Source organism: Mucilaginibacter sp. 3215, assembly GCF_050433785.1.
Lineage (GTDB): Bacteria > Bacteroidota > Bacteroidia > Sphingobacteriales > Sphingobacteriaceae > Mucilaginibacter.
Map to the genome: position 1 here is coordinate 133,882 of NZ_JBNPWO010000007.1, position 21,829 is coordinate 155,710.

General features: G+C 43.9%; 14 protein-coding genes. 8 read left to right on the top strand and 6 right to left on the bottom strand.

Features of this window, described 5'->3' with window-relative positions:
• The first annotated feature begins 1 nt into the window (after window position 1).
• From ABIC84_RS14445 to ABIC84_RS14455, 3 genes are all read left to right on the top strand, one after another.
• Entirely contained in the window at window positions 2–889 is an 888-nt protein-coding gene (locus tag ABIC84_RS14445) for an ABC transporter ATP-binding protein (RefSeq protein WP_429263978.1), read from the top strand.
• Between the two features lie 22 nt (window positions 890–911).
• Window positions 912–4,550 carry a hypothetical protein gene (locus ABIC84_RS14450; protein WP_429263979.1) on the top strand — a complete coding sequence of 1,213 codons (3,639 nt, stop codon included), beginning with the start codon at window positions 912–914 and terminating at the stop codon, window positions 4,548–4,550.
• A gap of 408 nt (window positions 4,551–4,958) precedes the next feature.
• Window positions 4,959–5,993: a LacI family DNA-binding transcriptional regulator gene (locus ABIC84_RS14455; RefSeq protein WP_429263980.1), complete on the top strand. Its 1,035-nt coding sequence runs from the start codon at window positions 4,959–4,961 to the stop codon at window positions 5,991–5,993.
• 177 nt (window positions 5,994–6,170) lie between these two features.
• On the opposite strand, the gene ABIC84_RS14460 is transcribed toward ABIC84_RS14455, so the two are convergent.
• A complete protein-coding gene (locus tag ABIC84_RS14460) occupies window positions 6,171–6,935 on the bottom strand; it encodes a DeoR/GlpR family DNA-binding transcription regulator (protein ID WP_429263981.1) in 765 nt (254 codons plus the stop codon).
• 152 nt (window positions 6,936–7,087) lie between these two features.
• Between ABIC84_RS14460 and ABIC84_RS14465 the strand changes: the two genes are divergently transcribed.
• Genes ABIC84_RS14465 through ABIC84_RS14475 form a run of 3 tightly spaced genes read left to right on the top strand, consistent with a single transcriptional unit; the run spans window position 7,088 to window position 10,996 of the window.
• Window positions 7,088–8,668, top strand: a complete 1,581-nt coding sequence (locus ABIC84_RS14465) for a glycerol-3-phosphate dehydrogenase/oxidase (RefSeq protein WP_429263982.1) — start codon at window positions 7,088–7,090, stop codon at window positions 8,666–8,668.
• A 57-nt stretch (window positions 8,669–8,725) separates the two neighbouring features.
• Window positions 8,726–10,240 carry a glycerol kinase GlpK gene (glpK, locus tag ABIC84_RS14470; RefSeq protein ID WP_429263983.1) on the top strand — a complete coding sequence of 505 codons (1,515 nt, stop codon included), beginning with the start codon at window positions 8,726–8,728 and terminating at the stop codon, window positions 10,238–10,240.
• A gap of 24 nt (window positions 10,241–10,264) precedes the next feature.
• A complete protein-coding gene (locus tag ABIC84_RS14475; protein ID WP_091168235.1) occupies window positions 10,265–10,996 on the top strand; it encodes an MIP/aquaporin family protein in 732 nt (243 codons plus the stop codon).
• 92 nt (window positions 10,997–11,088) lie between these two features.
• Here the strand turns inward: ABIC84_RS14475 and ABIC84_RS14480 are convergent, their stop codons facing one another.
• The 5 genes from ABIC84_RS14480 to ABIC84_RS14500 form a co-directional block, all read right to left on the bottom strand.
• Entirely contained in the window at window positions 11,089–12,924 is a 1,836-nt protein-coding gene (locus ABIC84_RS14480; RefSeq protein ID WP_429263984.1) for an alkaline phosphatase, read from the bottom strand.
• A gap of 58 nt (window positions 12,925–12,982) precedes the next feature.
• A complete protein-coding gene (locus ABIC84_RS14485) occupies window positions 12,983–14,497 on the bottom strand; it encodes a RagB/SusD family nutrient uptake outer membrane protein (protein ID WP_429263985.1) in 1,515 nt (504 codons plus the stop codon).
• A 33-nt stretch (window positions 14,498–14,530) separates the two neighbouring features.
• Window positions 14,531–17,884 carry a SusC/RagA family TonB-linked outer membrane protein gene (locus ABIC84_RS14490; RefSeq protein ID WP_429263986.1) on the bottom strand — a complete coding sequence of 1,118 codons (3,354 nt, stop codon included), beginning with the start codon at window positions 17,882–17,884 and terminating at the stop codon, window positions 14,531–14,533.
• Window positions 17,885–17,995: 111 nt separating this feature from the next.
• Window positions 17,996–18,934, bottom strand: a complete 939-nt coding sequence (locus ABIC84_RS14495; RefSeq protein ID WP_429263987.1) for a FecR family protein — start codon at window positions 18,932–18,934, stop codon at window positions 17,996–17,998.
• 48 nt (window positions 18,935–18,982) lie between these two features.
• Window positions 18,983–19,591 carry an RNA polymerase sigma factor gene (locus ABIC84_RS14500; protein ID WP_429263988.1) on the bottom strand — a complete coding sequence of 203 codons (609 nt, stop codon included), beginning with the start codon at window positions 19,589–19,591 and terminating at the stop codon, window positions 18,983–18,985.
• Between the two features lie 184 nt (window positions 19,592–19,775).
• Here ABIC84_RS14500 and ABIC84_RS14505 point away from each other — a divergent pair, with 184 nt between their 5' ends.
• Together ABIC84_RS14505 and ABIC84_RS14510 are read left to right on the top strand one after the other, a co-directional pair.
• Entirely contained in the window at window positions 19,776–20,429 is a 654-nt protein-coding gene (locus tag ABIC84_RS14505; protein ID WP_429263989.1) for a FadR/GntR family transcriptional regulator, read from the top strand.
• Window positions 20,430–20,485: 56 nt separating this feature from the next.
• Window positions 20,486–21,718, top strand: coding sequence for an MFS transporter (locus ABIC84_RS14510; RefSeq protein ID WP_429263990.1), 1,233 nt, complete (start codon window positions 20,486–20,488; stop codon window positions 21,716–21,718).
• Window positions 21,719–21,829: the final 111 nt, after the last annotated feature.

Here is a 21,829-nt window from a genome sequence, read left to right on the forward strand (position 1 = left end):
CATGAAATTAGTAATCAACTCACTATCTAAAACCTATGCCAACGGCGTACATGCTTTAAAAGATGTTTCGCTGACCCTAAATAATGGCATGTTTGGCCTGCTTGGCCCAAACGGCGCCGGTAAATCATCACTGATGCGTACCATAGCCACCCTACAGGAGACCGATAAAGGCAGCATTTTTTTAGATGAACTGGATGTATTGAAAAACAAAACCGCGGTACGCCAGCTGCTTGGTTACCTGCCGCAGGAGTTTGGGGTTTACCCAAAAATATCGGCCGAACGAATGCTTGACCATATTGCCCAGCTAAAAGGTGTTGGCAACAACGCCGAACGCAAAGACCTTGTACTTCAATTACTGGAAAACGTAAACCTTTATAAAGACCGGAAAAAGCACCTTGGCACCTACTCCGGCGGTATGAAACAGCGTTTTGGAATAGCACAAGCATTAATCGGTAACCCTAAACTTATCATTGTTGACGAACCCACAGCAGGTCTTGACCCGGCTGAGCGAAACCGTTTTTACAACCTGCTGAGTCGCCTGGGTGAAAATACCATCGTGATCTTGTCGACCCATATTGTTGAGGATGTAAGCACGCTTTGCGCTAATTTCGCTATTATTTGCCAGGGCGAGGTTTTATATGCAGGCGATCCGGAAAGTGCGGTAAATGAGTTGAACGGAAAAATTTACAGCAAAGTGATCACCCAATCCGAGTTGGGCTTTTATAAAGATGACTACCAGGTAATATCAACGCAACTTAAAACCGGAAAGCTCCACATCCGCATTATCAGCGAAGCCGAACCCGGCAATGGTTTTATGAGCAGCACGCCAAACCTGGAAGATGTGTACTTCAGCAACATCGCTACACGAATAGATGTAGACACCATTTAAAACCACTATAAACCAATAGTTTATGTTTCTTAAAATATTTCTGTTCGAGATCCAGAATAGGGTCCGCAGGCCAGCCGTTTACCTATATTTTTTGGCAGCACTTGTATTTACGGTGTTCACTTTTTCAACAGGCTCATTGCCTTTAGGCGAAAAAGAGCACATCAACGCGCCTTACGTACTTGCCTTGTGGTGTTCAGGCATCACCATGATGATAACACTTGTAAGTTCATCAATTATGGGCACTGCTTTGTACCGCGATATTGAGTACAACACAAAAGATTATTACTTAACCTACCCTATCACAAAAGCAGGTTATTTCTGGGGCCGTTACCTGGGTTCGTTCGTTTTCATGATCTTTATAGCATCAGCCATTATTATTGGTGCATTTATAGGTACTAAGCTTGGCCCTGCCATGGGATGGACGGATGCGAAACAATACGGCCCTAATAACCTCATTTACTATCTGCACCCGTTTTTTACTATCGGTCTGCCAAACGTGTTGTTCACCTCTTCATTGTTTTTTGGACTGGTAGCCATTACCCGCAATGTGAAAGTTATCTACTTTGGGGGGATTCTGTTATTCCTGTTTTACTTTATCGCATTATTTTTCCTTAACCATGTTAACAATCCAACGGTAATAAACCTCAGCGATCCATTTGGCCTTAACGGCATCAGGATGCAAACCAATTCTTCAAGCACTATTGAACAGAACACTACGCTGTTCCCTGTAACAGGTACGTTTATGCTCAACCGTATAGTATGGGGAGGTATCGGGATAGTTGTTGTAATTTTCACTTATATCAGGTTTAGCTTTGAGCGCTTCTTTAGCGGCAGGCGTGATAAGGCAGCTATTGACGAAGTCGGGGTTAAAACCCAAAATGCCATATCCATTAAACCGGAAGTTAGCTTTACCGGCAAATACAACAGGAATACGCTGCGCAACCTGGTAAAGGTCGAATTGCTAAACATCATTCGCGATAATTATTTCTGGATCATATTAATAAGCGGCAGCTTATTCCTTGGTTTTGTATTCTGGCTTGGCGAAAGCCGCAATGGGGTACCTGATTTTCCGCGTACTGTTGTGTTACTGGGTATTTTTAATGAAGCCTTTCCCTTCTTTATTTTCTTCATCCTGATGTTTTATACCGGTGAAACCCTGCACCGTGACAGAACTACCCGTTATGCCTTTATCAATGATTCACTCCCACCGCCAAACTGGATCCTAAATGATTCAAAACTTATTAGCTTATTGCTTATCGGTACGGGCCTATCTGTTATTCCTATCATAACCGGTGTTATTGTTCAATTATTAAAAGGATATCATGCGCTGAACCTATCGGCGTACTTTACTTATATAGGCTATATACTGCTGCCTTCCTTATTAGAGATGGTTGTATTTTGCTATACGGTACACGTTATTATCAATAACAAATTTGCAGCCCATGGCATAGGGGTGTTTTTATGGGTCATCTTTTTCTTTTTGCGTAAAACGGGCATTTTTGATTATAACCTGCTGCTGTATTCGTATACGCCATCGTCAGGGATCTCTGACATGACAGGCATGGGCCACATGGCAACGCCTGTCAATTGGTTTAATTTGTACTGGCTGCTGTTTGCAGGCTTGCTCATCATTGTTTCGGCATTGTTTTATTACCGGGGAGTAACATCCTCTTTTAAAGAACGGTTACGTTTGTTGCCCCAGCGCTTTAACAGCAGCACAGTCCTGATCACTACCATAGTAGCTATAGCGTTTTTAGCTGTTGGCGGGTGGAATTATTATAACGTAAGTTTTTTAAATAGCTACCTTATCAAAAGTGAAAACACGGCAAGGGCGGTGATGTATGAAAAAGCGCTGAAAAAGTATGAGCATCTTCCGCTGCCTAAAGTGACCGGGATAAAAATGCAGGCAGATCTTTACCCGGATAAACAACAGGTAGCCACACACGCATGGATAACCATTACCAATAAAAATAAAGTTGCCATATCACAAATGCTGCTCGACGGTGATGAGCTCACCAATTATTCGCTTAAAACCAATGGCGTATTAGTTCCGTTTACTGCCCCGTTGCTTTATCCCCGTGGATTTTTTAACTGGTTCAGGCCGAAGGCTGACACCGCCGACTTTCGTTTATACAGGTTCATAAAACCTTTAATGCCTGGCGACTCCATAACACTTGAGATCAATTCAGAAATAGTTCATAAAGGGTTTATCAATGGGATGTATGCTGCAGCTCTCATTAACAACGGTACGTTTTTTAACGGAGGGTTACCGGGCTTAGGTTATGATGAAGATGATGAACTAAGCAGCCCTTATGAACGCAAAAAAGCGGGATTACCCGAAAAGAAGGAAGAAGAAATAAAGCAAGATGATCCCGAGGGTATAAGCACCTTAAAGGCAGGAAGGGCAGCTGACCTTTTGAAATTAGATGTAACCGTTGGCACCCTGGCGGGTCAAACCGCCATCGCTCCCGGCCGGCTTGTAAAACAATGGCAGCAAAATGGCCGCAACTATTTTCACTATGTGCAGGATAAACCGGGCATGTACATGCCAATGGGCATTATATCCGAAAAACTGGCGGTAAAAAAAGCAACTGTTCAATTGGATCATCAGGTAAATATTGAGGTTTATTACCACCCGGAGCATAACATTAATATCGACAGGTATATTGCCGCCTACAAAGATGGCTTGACTTATTACAGCAAGATTTATGGCAATTATCCATTTAATGATATCCGGCTGGTGGAAACTTCTGTTTACGGCCCTCAGGATGCCTCCATGACAACGCTGGATACTTATGCGGAATATTTTGGGTGGAACGCCGATTTCAGGGATCCCAACAGCTTTGATTATTGCTATGCCAATACCACCAGGCTACTGTCACAACAATGGTGGCGGTTCCAGACAGCGCCAAACAGCACTGTTGGAAGTTTAGTGATCCCTGAAGGCCTTTCAAACTATGATCAACTGGTAATGTCTGAACACAAATACGGCAAGGATAACATGCGTTATATCGTTTTAGACCAGTTATGGTATTACCTGTTCATCAGGCGGCATCTTAACGAAAACGAGCATCCTTTGATCAAAGCCGATCAATGGTTTTTATGGGGAGGCAAAGCAAGCGTAGCTTTATATGGCCTGCGTGATATGATTGGCGAAGACAGTATAAACGTAGCCCTGCGCGAATTTAAAAAGGCTTACACTTTTAAAACAGACGGCCCTTTTGCCGGCGCCAACAATCTTTACCAATGCCTTCAAAAGCACGTTCCGGATTCGCTGCAGTATTACCTTACCGATACCTGGCAAAAGATCACACTGTATGATAACCGGGTGGTTGAAGCAGGCAGCAAACCCACAGGCAATAAAAATGAATACAAGGTTACTTTTAAGCTTGACGTTAGCAAAGTCTGGAAGGATGCTAAAAACAACGATATCCCGGCCGTAAACATGAACGACTATATTGATATCGGAATTTTCGGTAAGCAGGTTCAAGGTGCCGGTAACCGGATGGTAAGTAACACATTGTACCTCAAAAAGTATAAGCTGAAACGCGGGCAGCAGCAATTCAGCATTATTGTTAAAGGCCAGCCCGCCTCTGTAGGGATTGATCCATTCAGTAAATTGATTGACAGAAATCCTAACGATAATATCAAGGATCTTTAAGGCAAACAAAGCTGTATCATAAATCGTGATACAGCTTTTTTGACTTATTCGGATACTCAAGCTATATATAGTCTTTGGTTGCCCTTGCTGACAAAGGGGGTTAACAGGGTTAACACAATTCAGGGTTAACATTTATATATATAATTCACAATCAGCCGATTGAGTGTTTTCCATGCAAGAAATGTGTTACCCCCCCTTTTGTATAAATATTTATCGGCTAAATTTTAACTCGTAGGTAACACAACACCAGGGGTGGTTAAGTTGATTTATGATACAGCCTCGTTTTTTATAAATCTTTAATGTTACATTATTCTAAACTCGAAAAACACGGGATATTTCATTTTTTAAAAATAACTTAGCCCGTATCAAATATTTCCTGATATTAAAAACCTGCTGCCTCATTAAATTATGTTTGAATCAGTTACCATTAAGGATATTGCCAAGGCTTTAGGTGTGTCAACATCAACGGTATCGAGAGCGCTTAACGGAAGCTACGAAATAGGTACCGAAACCAAAAAGCTTGTCCTTGAGTATGCCGAAAAGATCAACTACAGGCCCAACCCTATTGCTTTAAGCCTTAAAGAGCAAAAAAGCCACTCCATAGGCGTGGTGGTTTGCGAGGTGGCTAATGATTATTTTTCGCAGGCTATTAACGGCATCGAATCCATAGCTTATAACCGGGGGTACCACGTTATCATCACCCAAACGCACGAATCATTTGACAGGGAAAGCGCCAATGTAAAACACTTATTATCCCGGCATGTGGATGGCTTGCTGGTATCATTATCAGCCCAGACAACCGATACATCGCAATATAAATACCTGCTGGATAAAGGTTTTCCTATCGTATTTTTTGACAGGGCAGCCCCTGATCTGAATACCCACAAAGTGATAGCCAATAACTTCCAGGGCTCATTTAATGGCACAGAAGCTTTGATCAATTCGGGTTTTACCAAAATAGCCCATCTCACTAATTCAAATAACCTGCTTATAAGCCATGAACGCTTTGAAGGCTATAAGGCTGCACTCGATAAACACGGTATTGAGTTCAGGCCGGAATATCTTAAACATTGCAACCATGGCGGCATGATCCATGATGAGGTGGAGATTGTGCTGAAAGAATTGCTGGCATTAGATGATAAACCGGAGGCTATTTTTAGCGGCAGCGACAGGCTTACCATCAGCAGTATGTCGATATTAAAAAAATGGGGCTTAAAAGTTCCGGGAGATCTTGCGATAGCCGGCTTCACCAATTCGGATGTGGTTGATCTGTTTGACCCGCCTTTAACTGTTGTGCGCCAGCCTGCCTTCCAGATAGGGCAAACGGCAACAGAAATGCTTATTAAAACCATAGAAAGCAAATGGCCCGTTGAAGAGTTTACCACCGAGAAAGTAGATACGCAGTTGATTGTGCGGTCATCATCAGTGAAAGGATCTATGTAAAACGGGCTGTCAGTCTGAGAAGGGGTTTATTTAGTTACAAATGGTCGCATTGCAGATGACATTTTTTTTCGCCTGATAATCAACACATTGCATACTTGTCAATGGCAGCCTGTCGAAGACTCGCGCGCAGAAGCCCTCTTCGCCTGCTTCAATAAGCTACTCACGGAATCCAATCTCCTAAACAACCGTCACCTTGACACCTTTTTCTTCCAGCATATTGATCATTGCCGGGCTAATACCGCTATCGGTAATAATTTCGTTGATTTGATCAAGCGCGCAAATTTTTGCCAGGCCCCGCTTACCAAATTTGGTACTATCGGCCAATACAATGGTAGTTTGGGCCGCATTGATCATTTTCTGGTTAAGCCGGGCTTCGGATAAATTAGTAGTGGTCAGCCCTATTTCCGGGTCGATACCATCTACTCCTAAAAACAATACACCGCACAGCATATCGTCGAGCATCAGTTCGGCATAATTACCTGTCACCGAAGAGGATGTATTTCGCATTTGCCCGCCCAATTGAACAATATCAACCTGCGGATGCTGTAGAAGCTCGAGCGCTACCGGCAAAGCCGCGGTAACTACTGTAAGATGCCTGTTTGGCTGCATAGCACGGGCAAGGGCAAGCATCGTGGTTCCCGAAGCTATAATCACTGAGTCATTCGCTTCTATCCTTACCGCGGCTTCTGCGGCAATTTTTCTCTTTTCGGGACCATTCAGCTTCTCCTTTTCGGCTACCGGCCTGTCGTTGGCATAAGGGTTTGTTTTGCTTGCACCGCCATGCGTTCTGAAAAGCAGGTTTTTATCCTCCAAAAGTTTCAGGTCCTTTCGGATGGTAACTTCCGAAACACTTAACTCGTTGCTCAGGTCCTGTACATTCACAAAGCCGTCGGTATCAACTTTTTGCAGGATAAACTTATGCCGGTCGGTGTTCTTGCTCATAATCGCTAAATTAAACAGAAAACTTGATTGTAATGTTTGATAAAGTCTGCCATGCTTCTTATAAGTCAAATGTAAGCAAACAAAATTATTTTTAATTTCATTTAGTTTTATTTTATTTCGATTTTATATATTTGAATAAATATCGAAATAAAATGAACTCATTTACAAGAGAAGCGAACCTTAGCCACCTCAACGATACCGAAAAGGTTTGGGACCTAATCATTATAGGAGGTGGAGCTACCGGACTTGGCGCTGCAGTTGATGCAGCCTCGCGTGGTTTCTCTGTATTATTACTGGAACAGGCCGATTTTGCAAAAGGAACATCAAGTCGTGCCACCAAGCTGGTACACGGCGGAGTGCGATACCTGGCACAGGGCGACATAGGCCTGGTGCGTGAAGCCTTACGCGAACGGGGATTACTATTGAAAAACGCGCCTCATCTTGTAAAAAACGAAAGTTTCATTATCCCCAATTACTCCTGGTGGGACGGTGTTTTTTATATTATCGGCCTCAGCCTTTATGATTTGCTCGCCGGTAAACTAAGCTTTGGCCGTGCAAAACATATTTCAAAAAAAGACACCATTAAACGACTGCCCGGCATCCAGGAAAAAGGGCTTCACGGCGGTGTTGTTTATCATGACGGGCAGTTCGACGATTCGCGGCTGGCAATTAACCTGGCACAAACCGCCGTTGAGCAAGGTGCAACTTTATTGAATTACTTTAAAGTAACCGGATTAATCAAAACCACGAATGATAAAATTACAGGCGTTAGATCTACCGACATTGAAACCGGCACCAGTTATCAGTTAAAAGCCAAAACGGTGATCAATGCAACGGGGGTATTTGTTGACGATGTGCTAAAAATGGATACCCCCGAAAAGAAGCCCATGGTTAGGCCAAGCCAGGGCGTACACCTTGTGCTCGACCGTTCCTTTTTACCTGCTGATGATGCCCTGATGATCCCTAAAACGGAAGACGGGCGCGTACTTTTCGCAGTTCCGTGGCATGAGAAATTATTGATAGGCACTACAGATACCCCAATCAACTCGCACAGCCTTGAGCCGGTGGCACTGGATGAAGAAGTGGAATTTATATTGCGAACCGCGGGCAAATACCTCACCAAAGCCCCTACCCGTGCCGATGTATTAAGTGTATTTGCGGGTTTACGACCGCTTGCCGCCCCACAGGATGGATCATCAAAAACAAAGGAAATTTCCCGAAGCCATAAATTAATCGTTTCCGCGTCCGGCTTAATTACCATAACCGGCGGCAAGTGGACTACCTACCGCAAAATGGCTGAGGACATTATTGATAAAGCTATTGAGATTGGCGGGCTTAAGAACGAGCCTTGCAAAACTGCTTCATTAGCTATCCACGGCAGCCGCCCCAACCCCGATCGTACCAACCCCATGTTTGTTTATGGCGTCGATATTGAAAAGATCTTAGCGCTGCAAAATGAAAACCCTGATTGGAGAAACCCTGTTCATCCAAAAAGCAGGTATACCAAAGCTGAGGTGATCTGGTCGGTAAGGAATGAAATGGCGCGCACGGTTGAAGATATACTGGCCCGCCGCACCCGTGTATTATTTTTAGATGCCCGTTTAGCTACTGAAATGGCTCCCGAAGTAGCCCGCCTTATGGCCGGTGAGCTGGGAAAAGATACGGCATGGGAAGCAGCACAGATTAAAGCATTTAACGAAACAGCAAAAAATTATATACTAACACCACATTAAAATAAACAAATTTAATGTGATATTCAATTAATAAACCAAGGTAAACCAAACCAAATTATGCAGGAATACATTTTAGCGCTCGATCAGGGTACTACCAGCTCACGGGCCATAATTTTTGATCATGCAGGCAAAATTATTGCTTCGGCACAAAAAGAATTTAAGCAGTATTTCCCTAAACCCGGCTGGGTTGAGCACAACCCAAATGAAATTTGGGCAGGCCAGATTGGGGTAGCCGCAGAAGCCATTGCAAAAGCAGGCCTGGGGGGCGGCAATATTAAAGCCATTGGCATAACCAATCAACGCGAAACTACTATAGTTTGGAACCGCAAAACCGGCGAACCCATCCATAATGCCATTGTTTGGCAGGACAGACGCACCGCTGCCTTTTGCGACGAGCTAAAACAAAATGGTCATAGCGATATGATCCGCGATAAAACAGGGTTAGTAATAGATGCCTACTTTTCCGGCTCAAAAATTAAATGGATCCTGGATAACGTTGAAGGCGCCAGGGCACAAGCCGAAGCCGGCGAACTGGCCTTTGGCACGGTTGACAGCTGGCTGATTTGGCAGCTAACCCGCAGCGAGGTACACGCAACCGACGTAACCAACGCTGCCCGCACCATGTTGTTTAACATCCGCACCCAGCAATGGGACGAGGAACTGTTACAGCTATTCAATATCCCCAGAAGCATACTGCCCGAAGTAAAACAATCGAGCGAATTATATGGCCATACCGCCAATAACATATTTGCACAAAGGATCCCGATTGCAGGTATAGCCGGCGATCAGCATGCAGCTTTATTCGGACAGATGTGTATTGACAAGGCTATGGTTAAAAACACTTATGGCACCGGCTGTTTTATGCTGATGAATATCGGGCACGAGTTTATCAAATCAAAAAACAACCTGCTTACCACCATTGCCTGGAAAATAAACGGCGAGATCACCTACGCCTTTGAGGGCAGCATTTTTATAGGAGGCGCAGTTGTTCAGTGGCTGCGCGATGGGCTGGGTATTATCAAAACGTCGGCAGATGTTGAAAAGCTGGCTACATCAGTAAAAGATACCGCGGGCGTTTACTTTGTACCCGCATTTGCAGGTTTGGGCGCTCCCTACTGGGACCCGGAAGTCCGGGGGGCTATAGTTGGTTTAACCAGGGGTGCTACAGCAGCCCACATTTCAAGGGCCGCATTATCATCAATAGCCTACCAAACCATGGATGTGCTTAAAGCGATGGAAGCTGATGCAGGCATGGAGATAAAAGAACTGCGTGTGGATGGTGGGGCAACTGCCAATAACCTGCTGATGCAGTTTCAGTCAGACGTATTAAACTGCAAAGTGATCCGGCCCGAAGTTACCGAAACTACAGCACTTGGTGTAGCCTATATGGCCGGGCTGGCCGTAGGCTATTGGAAAGACATAGCCGAAATCCAACAGTTATGGGCAGCTGAAGCAGAGTTTACACCAGGTGATGATCTTGACGAAGTCAAATCGGGCATTGCGGGTTGGAAACGTGCGGTAAGCACGGCTCAATGCTGGTCAAATTCCGGGCATCCTGTAACAGTTATTTAATATCCATCTTTTAAATATTTTAACATGTCTCCATTTGTAGCCGAGCTGATAGGCACCATGCTCCTGATATTGTTGGGTGATGGTGTAGTGGCCAACGTAGTTTTAAAAGATACCAAGGGAAATAACAGCGGATGGATAGTAATTACCACTGCCTGGGGATTAGCCGTTTTTGTAGGGGTAGTTGTTGCCGGTCCGTATAGCGGCGCGCACCTTAACCCTGCTGTAACCATAGCCCTCGCCATTGCGGGTAAGTTTGCCTGGGCAAACGTTGTGCCCTACATTATCGCACAGTTTGCGGGCGCTTGTATCGGTGCATTTTTAGTTTGGATCATGTATTACGATCATTTTAAACGCACAAATGATCCGGCTTCTATTTTGGCCGTATTTTGCACCGGGCCAGCCGTACGTAATTACATATCAAACATTGCCAGCGAAATAATTGGTGCTTTTGTATTGCTCTTCACCATTTTCTACATAGCCGGTGCCGAAATCACGCCCGCTAAAACCCCTATTGGCCTGGGCTCAGTAGGCGCTATCCCGGTAGCATTACTGGTTTGGGTAATCGGTTTGTCATTAGGAGGCACTACCGGCTATGCTATCAACCCGGCCCGTGATCTTGGGCCGCGCTTTATGCATATGCTATTACCGATAAAAGGCAAAGGAACGAGCGATTGGGCTTATGCATGGATCCCGATTATCGGCCCATTGGTTGGGGCTTCCATTGCTGCTGTATTGTATCTTTCAATTAAGCTATAAATATCATCAAAACAGCATTAGCCTAACGAAGTTTTAAAGGCTTCGTTAGGCTTTAAAAGCTCTGTTAAGCTACGGCAGCTATCAATGTGCTACTACTGCAACAACGACTTAATCTTGTTAAAGATCTCGGTATTACTATAAACCCCTCTGAAATCCAGGGAATGCGGGCCGTAGCTAAATACCGGAACAGGGGTACCGGTATGATCGTTGGTGCTAAAATCGCCCCATACATAACCGTTGTTGATACTGCCATCAAGCAGGGTTAAGCCGCCTGTTTCATGATCGGCGGCTACAATTACCAGGGTTTCGCCATCTTCATCAGCAAACTTCAGGGCGTCGCCAACTACACGATCGAAGTCGCTATTTTCGGTTATTACTTGTTTCAGGTTATTTGCATGGCCGCCATGGTCTATCTGCGAACCCTCGATCATCATAAAAAAACCTTTTGGAGCGTTCTTAAATGTTTGAGTCACTTTATTGAATGCTAACGGCAGGTAATTGCCCCTCCCCTCCATTTTTGGGCGGGTTACGCTATCATCCATTAACGCCAGGATTTTTGGGGCCGAACTATTCAAAAACTCATCAAAGTTGCGAATAACGGTATATCCCCTCTTCTTCATCTTATCTATAGGGCTTTCGCCATTAACCGGCCAGATAAAATCTTTATATGATGAGCCTAAGAAAATATCAATTGGAGATGAAGTAATTTGACTGGCGATTGCTGTAGAATGGCTCCGCTCCGAATCATGCGCATAAAAAGCCGCGGGGGTAGCGTCTGTCATTTCACAGGCCACAATATCGGCAGTCTTTTTGCCTGCTTCGGCGCTGTAATCAGCCAATGATTTCAATGGTTTGCCTGACGGATCAACACCTACTGCCCTGTCGTTAGTTTTTTGGCCCGATGCAAAAGCAGTTGCCCCGGCGGCCGAATCGGTGATATAGGCATCGGCAGAGTTGGTTACCGAAAAACCGATATTCAGCATCTGGAAAATATTCAATTGGCCGCGGTTGGCGGTATAGGTCGAATAGATCTGCGATAAACCCATACCATCGCCGATACACAAAATGATGTTTTTAACTTTCTTAACCGCGCCGTCCGATTTATAAGTTGGCTTATAAATGCCATACGCTTGTGGCGCTGCGTATTCGCTTGCTGGCTTCTTGTTCAGGAAATCGCCAAGCTCTTCTATTTTATCGGTACCAATTACATCAACACCTAAACGGATCAGCGCCAGCCAGCTGCTTTTAGTATCGGGCGTTTCCCAAAAACGGACCTTTTTACCGGAGTTATGTACGCTATCGATTCCCGCTTTTATCCTTGCAATCTCTTCCTTATTCAATACACCTTTACCGTTCCAGTGCATGTATTTGCCAAACGGAAAACTTACCATGCCAATCTTTTTCCATTGCGCTGGTGTAAAACCGCTCATATGGTCTACATCAAAAGAAATCCAGGCGGGGTAATTAGTCATTTCTGCCGGCGGTGGTACAGCACCCGTCATGACTATCGATAACCTACCCGGATGGCCTTCATAATCAAAATATTGTTCCAGCGGCTTTAGTTCTTTAATCACCAACGGCAATACGGCTTTATGATCTTCCTTAATTTCGACAAGCAGTCTTAAATGACGCTGCTGATCGTGTTTAAACTTTTCAATCAGCGGGTCGATGTACAGGATCTTTAACGACCGTTTGGCGTCGATCTCCTTTTTGTCGTGCGCCACCATCAGGTGTCCGTTAACAGCATAACAGTCGGCCTCGATAGAACCGAAACCTTTTTCATAGGCCCGGTAAAAAGGGATGTTGTTTTTGTAATCGTTATGGGAATGCGCGTCGGCTACGGTATAGTTTTTAACCTGTGCGTTGGCCGTTAAACCAACGTTTGCCAGCAACGCTGCCAGCGTAATTAGGGTAGTACTTTTTTTCATTTTGTATAGATATAGCAAAACCGGGCTGAGCCCGGTTTTGTAAGTTTCAATGTGTCAATTACCAGCCGGCATTCTGTTTCAGCTGGCCCTGGCTTATCTGGATATCTTTTGGTGGAATTGGCCAAACGTTATCCCTCGCCGGGTCAAAGTTACGAGCTTTCCATACAATTGAGCCATCCGAACCGTGTAACGGTTTTGCGTAAATTGCCTGTGCATCGCCCCAGCGTACCAGGTCAAAGTTACGATCACTCCACTCACCTGCCAACTCAACACGACGTTCGTGTTTGAGGTTTGCCATTGTGGCATTAGTAATCGGGGGCAATCCTGCACGTACACGCACCTGGTTAAGCGCGGCATCACCGTTTTTGCCCTGCATGATCTGCGCTTCGGCTTTGATCAGCAAGATCTCGGCATAACGCAATAATGGCACGTTTAAATCTGTAGATGGCTCATCGCCGTTAGGGCTTACGTGGATGCCACCTGCATAACTAAAAGGCTCCATATATTTATTAAACTGGTATCCGGTTAAGCTGTTGCTTTTACCACCAATTGGGTAAGTATAAGTTTGACCGAAATACTGGAAGCTATCGCCTTTTTGCAGGATCGTAGCTGGCAGCCTTTTGTCGCCTGCTTCAAATTCATCAACCAATTCTTTGGTTGGCTGATAGTAACCAAAGCCGTTGTATAAGCCCCAGCCTTTATTCTCCAGCATTGCACCCGGCAAAATGCTTTGACCATTCAGGCTGCTTGCCACCGACCAGATATATTCTGAGCTATAGTTATTGGCGATCTTAAACACATCAACATAATTACTTAACAAAGCGTGCTTACCACTCAGGATAACCGAATCAGCATATTTTTCGGCATTAGCGTAGTCCTTAGCATGCAGGTAAGTTTTGGCGAGATATGCCAAAGCAGCAGTTTTATGCGCGCGGCCTTTATCTGCAGCAGCAAGCTTATCAAAATAAGGTAATAAAGAAGATGCCTTTTTCAAATCAGCCTCAATATAAGCGTAGTTATCTTTAACTGAGGGCAATTGCACCGGGAATGCTAATGGATTAGCGCGATTTTGCAAAGGAGCACCTTGTTTGTCTGATCCGTATAAATCGGCAATTTCCAGGTGCATTACAGCATGAATAAAGTAAGCCTGGCCCAAAATAAAGTTTTTGGTAGCTGCGTCCATGTTGATGTTCGGCACGTTGTTGATGACGTCATTAGCACGTTTCATCACTACAAAATGCAGTTGCCATGGAGCGTAAATACTGCTTTCGTTGCCGGTACAGATAAAGTTTTTGATATTTTCCCTATCGGCAGATGTACGGCCAACAACCATGTCATCGCTGGCATTAATGAACCAAAAGAAACCGCGACCATAAAGGTCTTCGCTGTTACTTTGTTTTTCATACAAACCATTGGCCGCTGCCTGGGCATCGGCAGCAGTTTTCCAGAAGTTTGTACTGGTTGGCGTACCGGTTGGTTTAATATTATCTAAAGTGCCTTTTTTACAGCTTTGGGCCAGTGCAATAACCATTGCACCCATTAAGCCTTTGCTAATTATATTTTTGAATTTCATTTCTATATCTTCTTAATTGTGGTTCCTGATTAATTATAAGCCTACGTTAACACCTATTAAAATAATCCTTGCCTGTGGGTACAAGCCTAAATCAACGCCGTTTTGGTTGATACCAACTTCGGGGTCAAGACCTCTGTATTTGGTAAATGTGGCCAGGTTTTGCGCGTTGGCAAAAATGCGGGCGCTGCGTACACCAATTTTAGTCATCAGCGCTTTTGGCAGTGTGTAACCAAGCGTTACGTTTTTGATACGCATGTATGAACCGTTCTCAACATAAAAGTCAGATACGTTACCAAAGTTGCCGTTTGCATCACTTGCAGATAAGCGCGGGATATTGGTGTTTGTATGGGTTGGTGTCCAGGCATTTTTAGCGTCGGCCAGCAGGTTATAGTTTTGGATAGATGCATTTAAACCTGTGTATTTAACAGCATTGAAAAGTTTATTACCTGCTACACCTTGCAAAAATACGCTCATATCAAACGGGCCATAGTTAAAGTTTGCCGTAAAACCATAGCTAATTTTAGGGAAAGGCGTACCCAGGTAAGTTTTGTCGGCCTCGGTTATTTTACCGTCATTATTAAGGTCCTGGAATTTGATATCGCCTGGTTTTGCATTTGGTTGAATAAGCGTACCCGAAGATCCTTTATAATTATTTACCTCATCCTGCGATTGGAATAAGCCCGCGGTTTTGTATCCAAAGAACGAATACAAAGAATACCCCTGTTGTAACCACACAGGCACCAGGTTATCCCTTACTGTTGGACCAGAAAGGATGGTTTGCTGACCTGGAAGTATGTTATCAATTTTATTTTTGATGTATGATCCGTTAGCTGCTAAATTATAATGGAATTCACCAACGCTCCCCTGGTATTTAACTGCTAACTCAATACCTTTATTGGTGATCTGACCACCGTTAACAAACGGGGGGTTTGACACGCCATAAACAGCTGCAACCGGTGGCTGGAACAGGAAACGGCTATTTCTTTTCTGAAACACATCAGCAGTAACATTGATCTTACCGTTCATCAGGCCTAAATCAACACCAATATCTGTTTGTGTAGCTTTTTCCCATTTAAGATTAAGGTTAGCCAAGCCATCAACAGCCGAACCTGTAATAGCTGTAGCCGGGCTACCTAAATAACCGGCAGTTTTGGTTAACGAAACTGAAGTTGGGAAGCTTGGTAAACCTGCAAGGTTACCCGACTGACCGTAACTCGCCCTTAACTTAGCAAATGACACCAATGCATCGGTAGGAAAAAATGATTCCTTGCTAATTAACCAACCAGCCGATACGCCAGGATAAACTTCAGCACGGTTGCTGCTTGATAATAATGAGGTAGCATCACGACGGATGATACCGTTGACAAAGTATTTACCGGCATAATCATAACCGATCCTGCCCAGGTATGAGATCAAAGCAGATTCGTTCTTGTTGCCTTGTAGCGGTACGCCTGTTGGGTTAAGACTACCGTTGATGATATAACGATAAGCAGGATCTTCGCTCAGGTAGTTATCTGTGTTAACGCTAAAAAACTCCTGGGTATCATTCTGATAAGTATAACCTGCCAAAGCACTTACGTGATGATTACCAAAAGTCCTGTCGAAGTTTAAAGTTTGCTCGGCCAGGATAGTGCGTGTATTGTTTTGCTCCTGGAAAAGGAAGTTATCAAAAAACTTTTTACCGGGCTCCAGCACTCGTGTGCTGAAGTTTTTGATAGTTTCTGAGTTTTTGGTAATACCTAAATTTGAGCGGAATTTTAAGCCTTTGATCAGGTTTATTTCTACATAGGGGTTCACGTTAAAGCTGTTTACAGCATCACTGTTATCCAGGCGCTTTAAGTAAGCAACCGGGTTGATAACGTCGCCATATGAACCTGCGTATTGGGCGGGTACGCCACCAAAGCTGCCATCGGCATTGTAAATAGAAGCGTTTGGCGGATAAAATATAGCCGATAAGATAGCACCAGTGTAAGCGCTTGTAGTATTAGCACCCTGACCGTTGTTATATGAATAAGAGAAACTTTCGCCAATCTTTAACCAGTTATTGATCTGATGATCGGAGTTTACCCGAAAGTTATAGCGGATAGCATTGGTATTTAACAGAATCGCATCATTTTTACGATACCCTCCCGAAATATAAAAAGTAGATTTTTCGCTACCGCCGCTGATATTCAGATTATAATCTTGTATGTAGCCTGTTCTGAACAAGGCATCTGTCCAGTTGGTACGGGTTACGCGCGAATCAGGGTTTATAGTACCATCAAATGCAGGTAAGCGGGTTTTGCCTGCGTTATCATAAGCAGTATTTATAGCATCTGCATAATCGGCAGCGTTTAAGGCCTGTAATATTTTCAAGGCGTTTTGTACGCCGCCTTTTGCGGTAATGTCAAGATTGGTTTTACCTTGTTTACCGCGTTTGGTAGTGATCAAAATTACACCACCAGCAGCCTTGGCACCATAGATGGCAGCATATGAATCTTTCAATACGTCGATAGATTCGATGTCCGAAGGATCGATGGGGCCGCCGTTATAAATGGTACCGTCAACAACCATCAGCGGACCTTCATTATTGAAAGAGCTTTGACCGCGTAACCTGATGCTTGGGCCCGAAGTTGGGTCACCACCTTCGTTCAAAACTGTAACACCGGCAATTTGTCCCTGCAGCATTTCAGTCACCGAACCTACCGAACGATCTTTAACATTACTAACTTTTAATGAACCTACCGAACCGGTTACGTCGGTATTTTTTTGTGTGCCATAACCTACCACTACTACGGCGTTCAAACCGGTAACGTCAGCTTCTAAAGTAATGCTAAGCGGAAATTGACCGGCGGCAACTTCGCGGCTCTTGTAGCCGATAAAACTGAATACCAGCACCTCACCCTTTTCAACAGTAATTTTAAAATTACCATTAACGTCGGTTGAAGTGGCGGCAGTTGAAGTTTTGCTGCGTACAGCCACGCCGGCCAGCGGACCGTCTTTATCGTTCACTGTTCCGGTCACCGTAATTTTTTCGGGTGCACGTACCACCTTTTTGTGCGAGATAATAATAGTGCCGTATTTTTCGCGGTACTCCAATTGTGTATTGGCAGTTAAAGCGTTAAGCACATCTTTTAATGGTTTGTTAACAAATGAATTTGCCTTTACTTTTACCGCGGCCACATCATCCATCTTGTAGTTAAATGCAACGGTATTTACCGCTTTTTTGAGTTTCTCGAGCGAGGCGTCCATGGTTTCATCGGCAAACTTTACGGTTACCGGCTGATCCATCAGCGACACACTACGCTCGGCGAAGGCGCGTGAGGGCAATACTGCCGTCAGGGTTGTTACCAGCAATAAAATTGCTGAGATTAATCTTCTTGAAATCCGGGTTAAAGATTTTTCCATACATTTGTTTTTAAAGTGATTAGTAACTGCCTGTTGGCTTTTAGTTTTGGCAGCTACACTTAATTGAGCCAGTGCCTGTTGGAGCAGGCATTGGTTTTCCTTTTTATATTGTTATCTAATATTTACCGTATCTCCGTTTAACTTATACTTTCGGCCGTCAATAAACTGGAGTATATCCAGCACCTGTCTGATATTCAACTTATTTGAAAACCTAACCGAGTAATGCTGCTGCGCTAATCGTTTTTCATTGTATTTAAAATTCACGTTATAGCGGTTTTGCAGATAAACGGTAATTTCCTTAAATGACGCATTATCCAGTATCAACTCCTCATGCATCCAGCTCAGCGAATGATCAGCCGTTAGTTCCTGGCGCGTAAAGCTTTCATGTTGTTTGTTATAGGTTACCTGCTGCCTGGGTGTGTAAAAACCCAATGTATGGCGCTGATCATGCACCTCTACCTTCCCGCTATTCACATAAACCTGTATGTCGGGCAGCTCCTTATAAAATTTGATATTGAACGATGTACCAAGTACTTGAGTAATAACTTTTGCGGCATGCACCATAAATGGCCGCTTCACATCATGTTTCACGTCAAAAAACGCCTCGCCATTTATCAGCGTTACTTCTCTTTTCGTATCGCCAAAACTAACCGGGAACTTTAACGATGTGCCTGCATTTAACTGAACGGTTGAGCTATCTGGCAGCATTACCTGTTTCATGCTGCCCTTAGGGGCAGTGATTACCTGGTAAGCAATTTGTTCATTTTTATGGGTAGCTAATTTTGAATAGAACAGTCCGGCACATACAGCTACCAAAACAGCCGCAGCTACTTTTAACCAGGTGGTATTTAGCCTGCGGACTTTACCTCTTTCTATGGTTTGTTTTTCTATACGTTCCCAAAGCGGCTGCTTAAGGGCTTTAACATTGTCGCCGGTTTTGGCGTCCATGTCAAGGTTATGCATCAGTTGTTGTAAAAGCTGCAATTCCTCGTCGGTACATTTGCCGGCGTTAAACTTATTGAGTAGTTTTTTTATTTCTCTTTGATTCACCTAACAGGGGCTTTATACCTGATAAGTGACCCGAGACAGAGGAGTGTACTATAACTTTTTGAAAAAAATAATCAGCAACAAAAATCTGCTGTAATTATCAAAGGGGATGACATCATAATACTTCTGAACAGATTTCTTCAACCTGCTTAAGGCGTTGCTGATCTGGTTGCGTACCGTTTGGTGCGATAAGCCTAAAAACTCGGCAATTTGCGGGCCGGTCATATCCTGCTCACGGCTGCACAGATACACCTGGCGCATCTTTTCGGGCATATCCGCAATTTCCTGGTTTATCAGTAGGTGCAATTCGGCAAGGGAAAGTTTTTGGTCGGTGCTGTGTTCATAAGTTTCCTGTAATTCGGAAACATCATCTAAAGGTCGCGGCTTTGTGCTTTGCTTTTTGTACCACTTATAGCTCATGTAATTAACAGAAACCATGAGGTAAGCTTCAAGCGCACCATTTACCTGGATGGTATTACGATTTTTCCATATGGATAGAAACAGTTCCTGCACCATATCCATCGCTTCATCCTCGTTTTGCGTTTTCTTTAACGCGAAGGCAATTAACCTATCGGCGTAGCGCTCATAAATTTCCCTGAATGCCCCGTCGTTACCGCTCTGCAGTTCAAGTAAAAGTTGTGCATCCGAATAGTGTTTCACAAGGGGTATTTTTATGGCATCAAAGTAACGGCACGAATGTTAAGCTAAATTTAAATATATATTAATGCTTTAGAAAACACAGGCTAATAATTGGTATTATTTTTTAAAAATAGATTTTGACCCCAAAATAACTTTTATTTTCCAAACAAACCCATACCTTTACAATTCATCTGATGATTTACAAATGAGTAAGATTGTTAAAAGATCCCTGGCCGAGGAGATTGCAGAGAAACTGAAGGGGCAGATAGCCGATGGCAGATATCAAATAAATGATAAACTGCCAACCGAACCGGAGCTTATGGCCGAGTTTGGTGTTGGCCGGTCAAGCATTCGCGAGGCAACCAAAAGCCTGGTACAATCGGGCCTGCTCAGGATCCAGCAGGGTGCGGGGACTTTTGTGGAACGCACTGCCAGTAATCCCGAGCCTATGGAGGCCCGTTTAAAACGCGCCCGCTCTCAGGACCTTGATGAGGTAAGACAGCTTTTAGAGATGAAAATAGCCGAAAAAGCTGCTATAAACCGCTCACAGAAGGATATTTTTAACATGAAAAGCCATTTAGAAACCCGGAACAGAACTGCCGAAGCCGGGCTATTGGAAGAGTGTATTGACGCTGATGTTAAATTTCACATCGCTATTGCCGAAGCATCCAAAAACGAGATCCTGAGCGATCTATATAAAACGGCAGCCGTACATTTAAAAAAATGGTTCACTGAAATCCACCCTGATACGCGCATTTTTATCGAAACCCAGCACCTTCACGAAAAGCTCCTGAAAAACATTCTCGATTGCGATTCGAAACAGGCCTGGAATACAGCCATGGAAATTCATCAATATTAAAAAATTTCACCAAATTCATCTGATGATATAATGTTTTATAATTTAATCTGTCACTAATGGAATCTACATCGCCAACAACTATCATCCCCGAACCTAAAAAATTGGTTCAGCAAACTGTGTATTCAATTTTGTTTACGATAAGCCTTGCTCACTTTATCAATGATATGCTCCAGTCGGTTATACCGTCTATCTATCCGCTTATCAAGCAACGGTTTAGTCTTAACTTTACCCAAATAGGGCTTATTACCTTCACCTATCAAATTACTGCTTCTATTTTGCAGCCATTTGTAGGTCTTTATACCGATAAAAAACCCAAACCATATTCATTGGCAATTGGCATGGGTTTCACTCTATCCGGACTGATGCTTGCCTCTTTTGCAGGCAACTTTTATATTATGCTGATGGCCGTAAGTCTTATTGGTATTGGCTCATCCATATTTCACCCGGAGTCATCGCGGGTAGCACATTTAGCATCGGGAGGTAAAAAAGGACTGGCCCAATCTATTTTTCAGCTGGGTGGTAATGCCGGCAGCGCTATTGGCCCGCTGCTTGCAGCTCTTATCGTGATCCCTTACGGACAATCAAACGTGATCTGGTTTTGCCTTATCGCCTTCGCCGGGATTTTGGTACTGCTGCGGATAGCCAAATGGTATGCCGAACGTCTGAGCATAAACGCAAAAAACAAAAATGCCAAAGAATCCACCCTTCTGAACATTTCCAAAAGACGGGTAATATTCTCCCTGGGTATTTTGCTTGTGCTTATATTCTCCAAATATTTTTACCTGGCCAGCATCACCAGCTATTATACTTTCTTCCTGATCAATAAGTTCCACTTAAGCATTCAGCAATCACAAATTTATTTGTTTATGTTTTTAGGATCCGTAGCAGCCGGAACTCTTTTTGGCGGACCATTGGGTGATCGCTTTGGCCGTAAATACATCATCTGGATTTCGATATTGGGTGTAGCGCCCTTTACCATGCTCCTACCCTACGTGTCATTGTTTTGGACCGGTGTTTTATCTGTGTTTATAGGCCTGATCCTTTCATCAGCCTTTTCGGCTATTTTAGTTTATGCTACAGAACTGGTTCCGGGAAAGGTAGGTTTAATAGCGGGCTTATTCTTCGGCCTGGCTTTTGGCATGGGCGGTTTAGGATCGGCTATATTGGGTAAAGTTGCTGATATGACCAGTATCAACTATGTGTTCAAGATTTGTGCTTATTTGCCGCTGATAGGTATTTTCACTGGTTTGCTACCTAATATTGAAGGGAAGAGGGCGGTGAAGGGTTAAACAAAACAACATAGGCTAATTCAATGCGTCATTGCGAGGAACGAAGCAATCCCCTATTAGCAGAGCAGCTATACAGATGTCTCTGTACAGTTTGGGATTGCTTCGTACCGC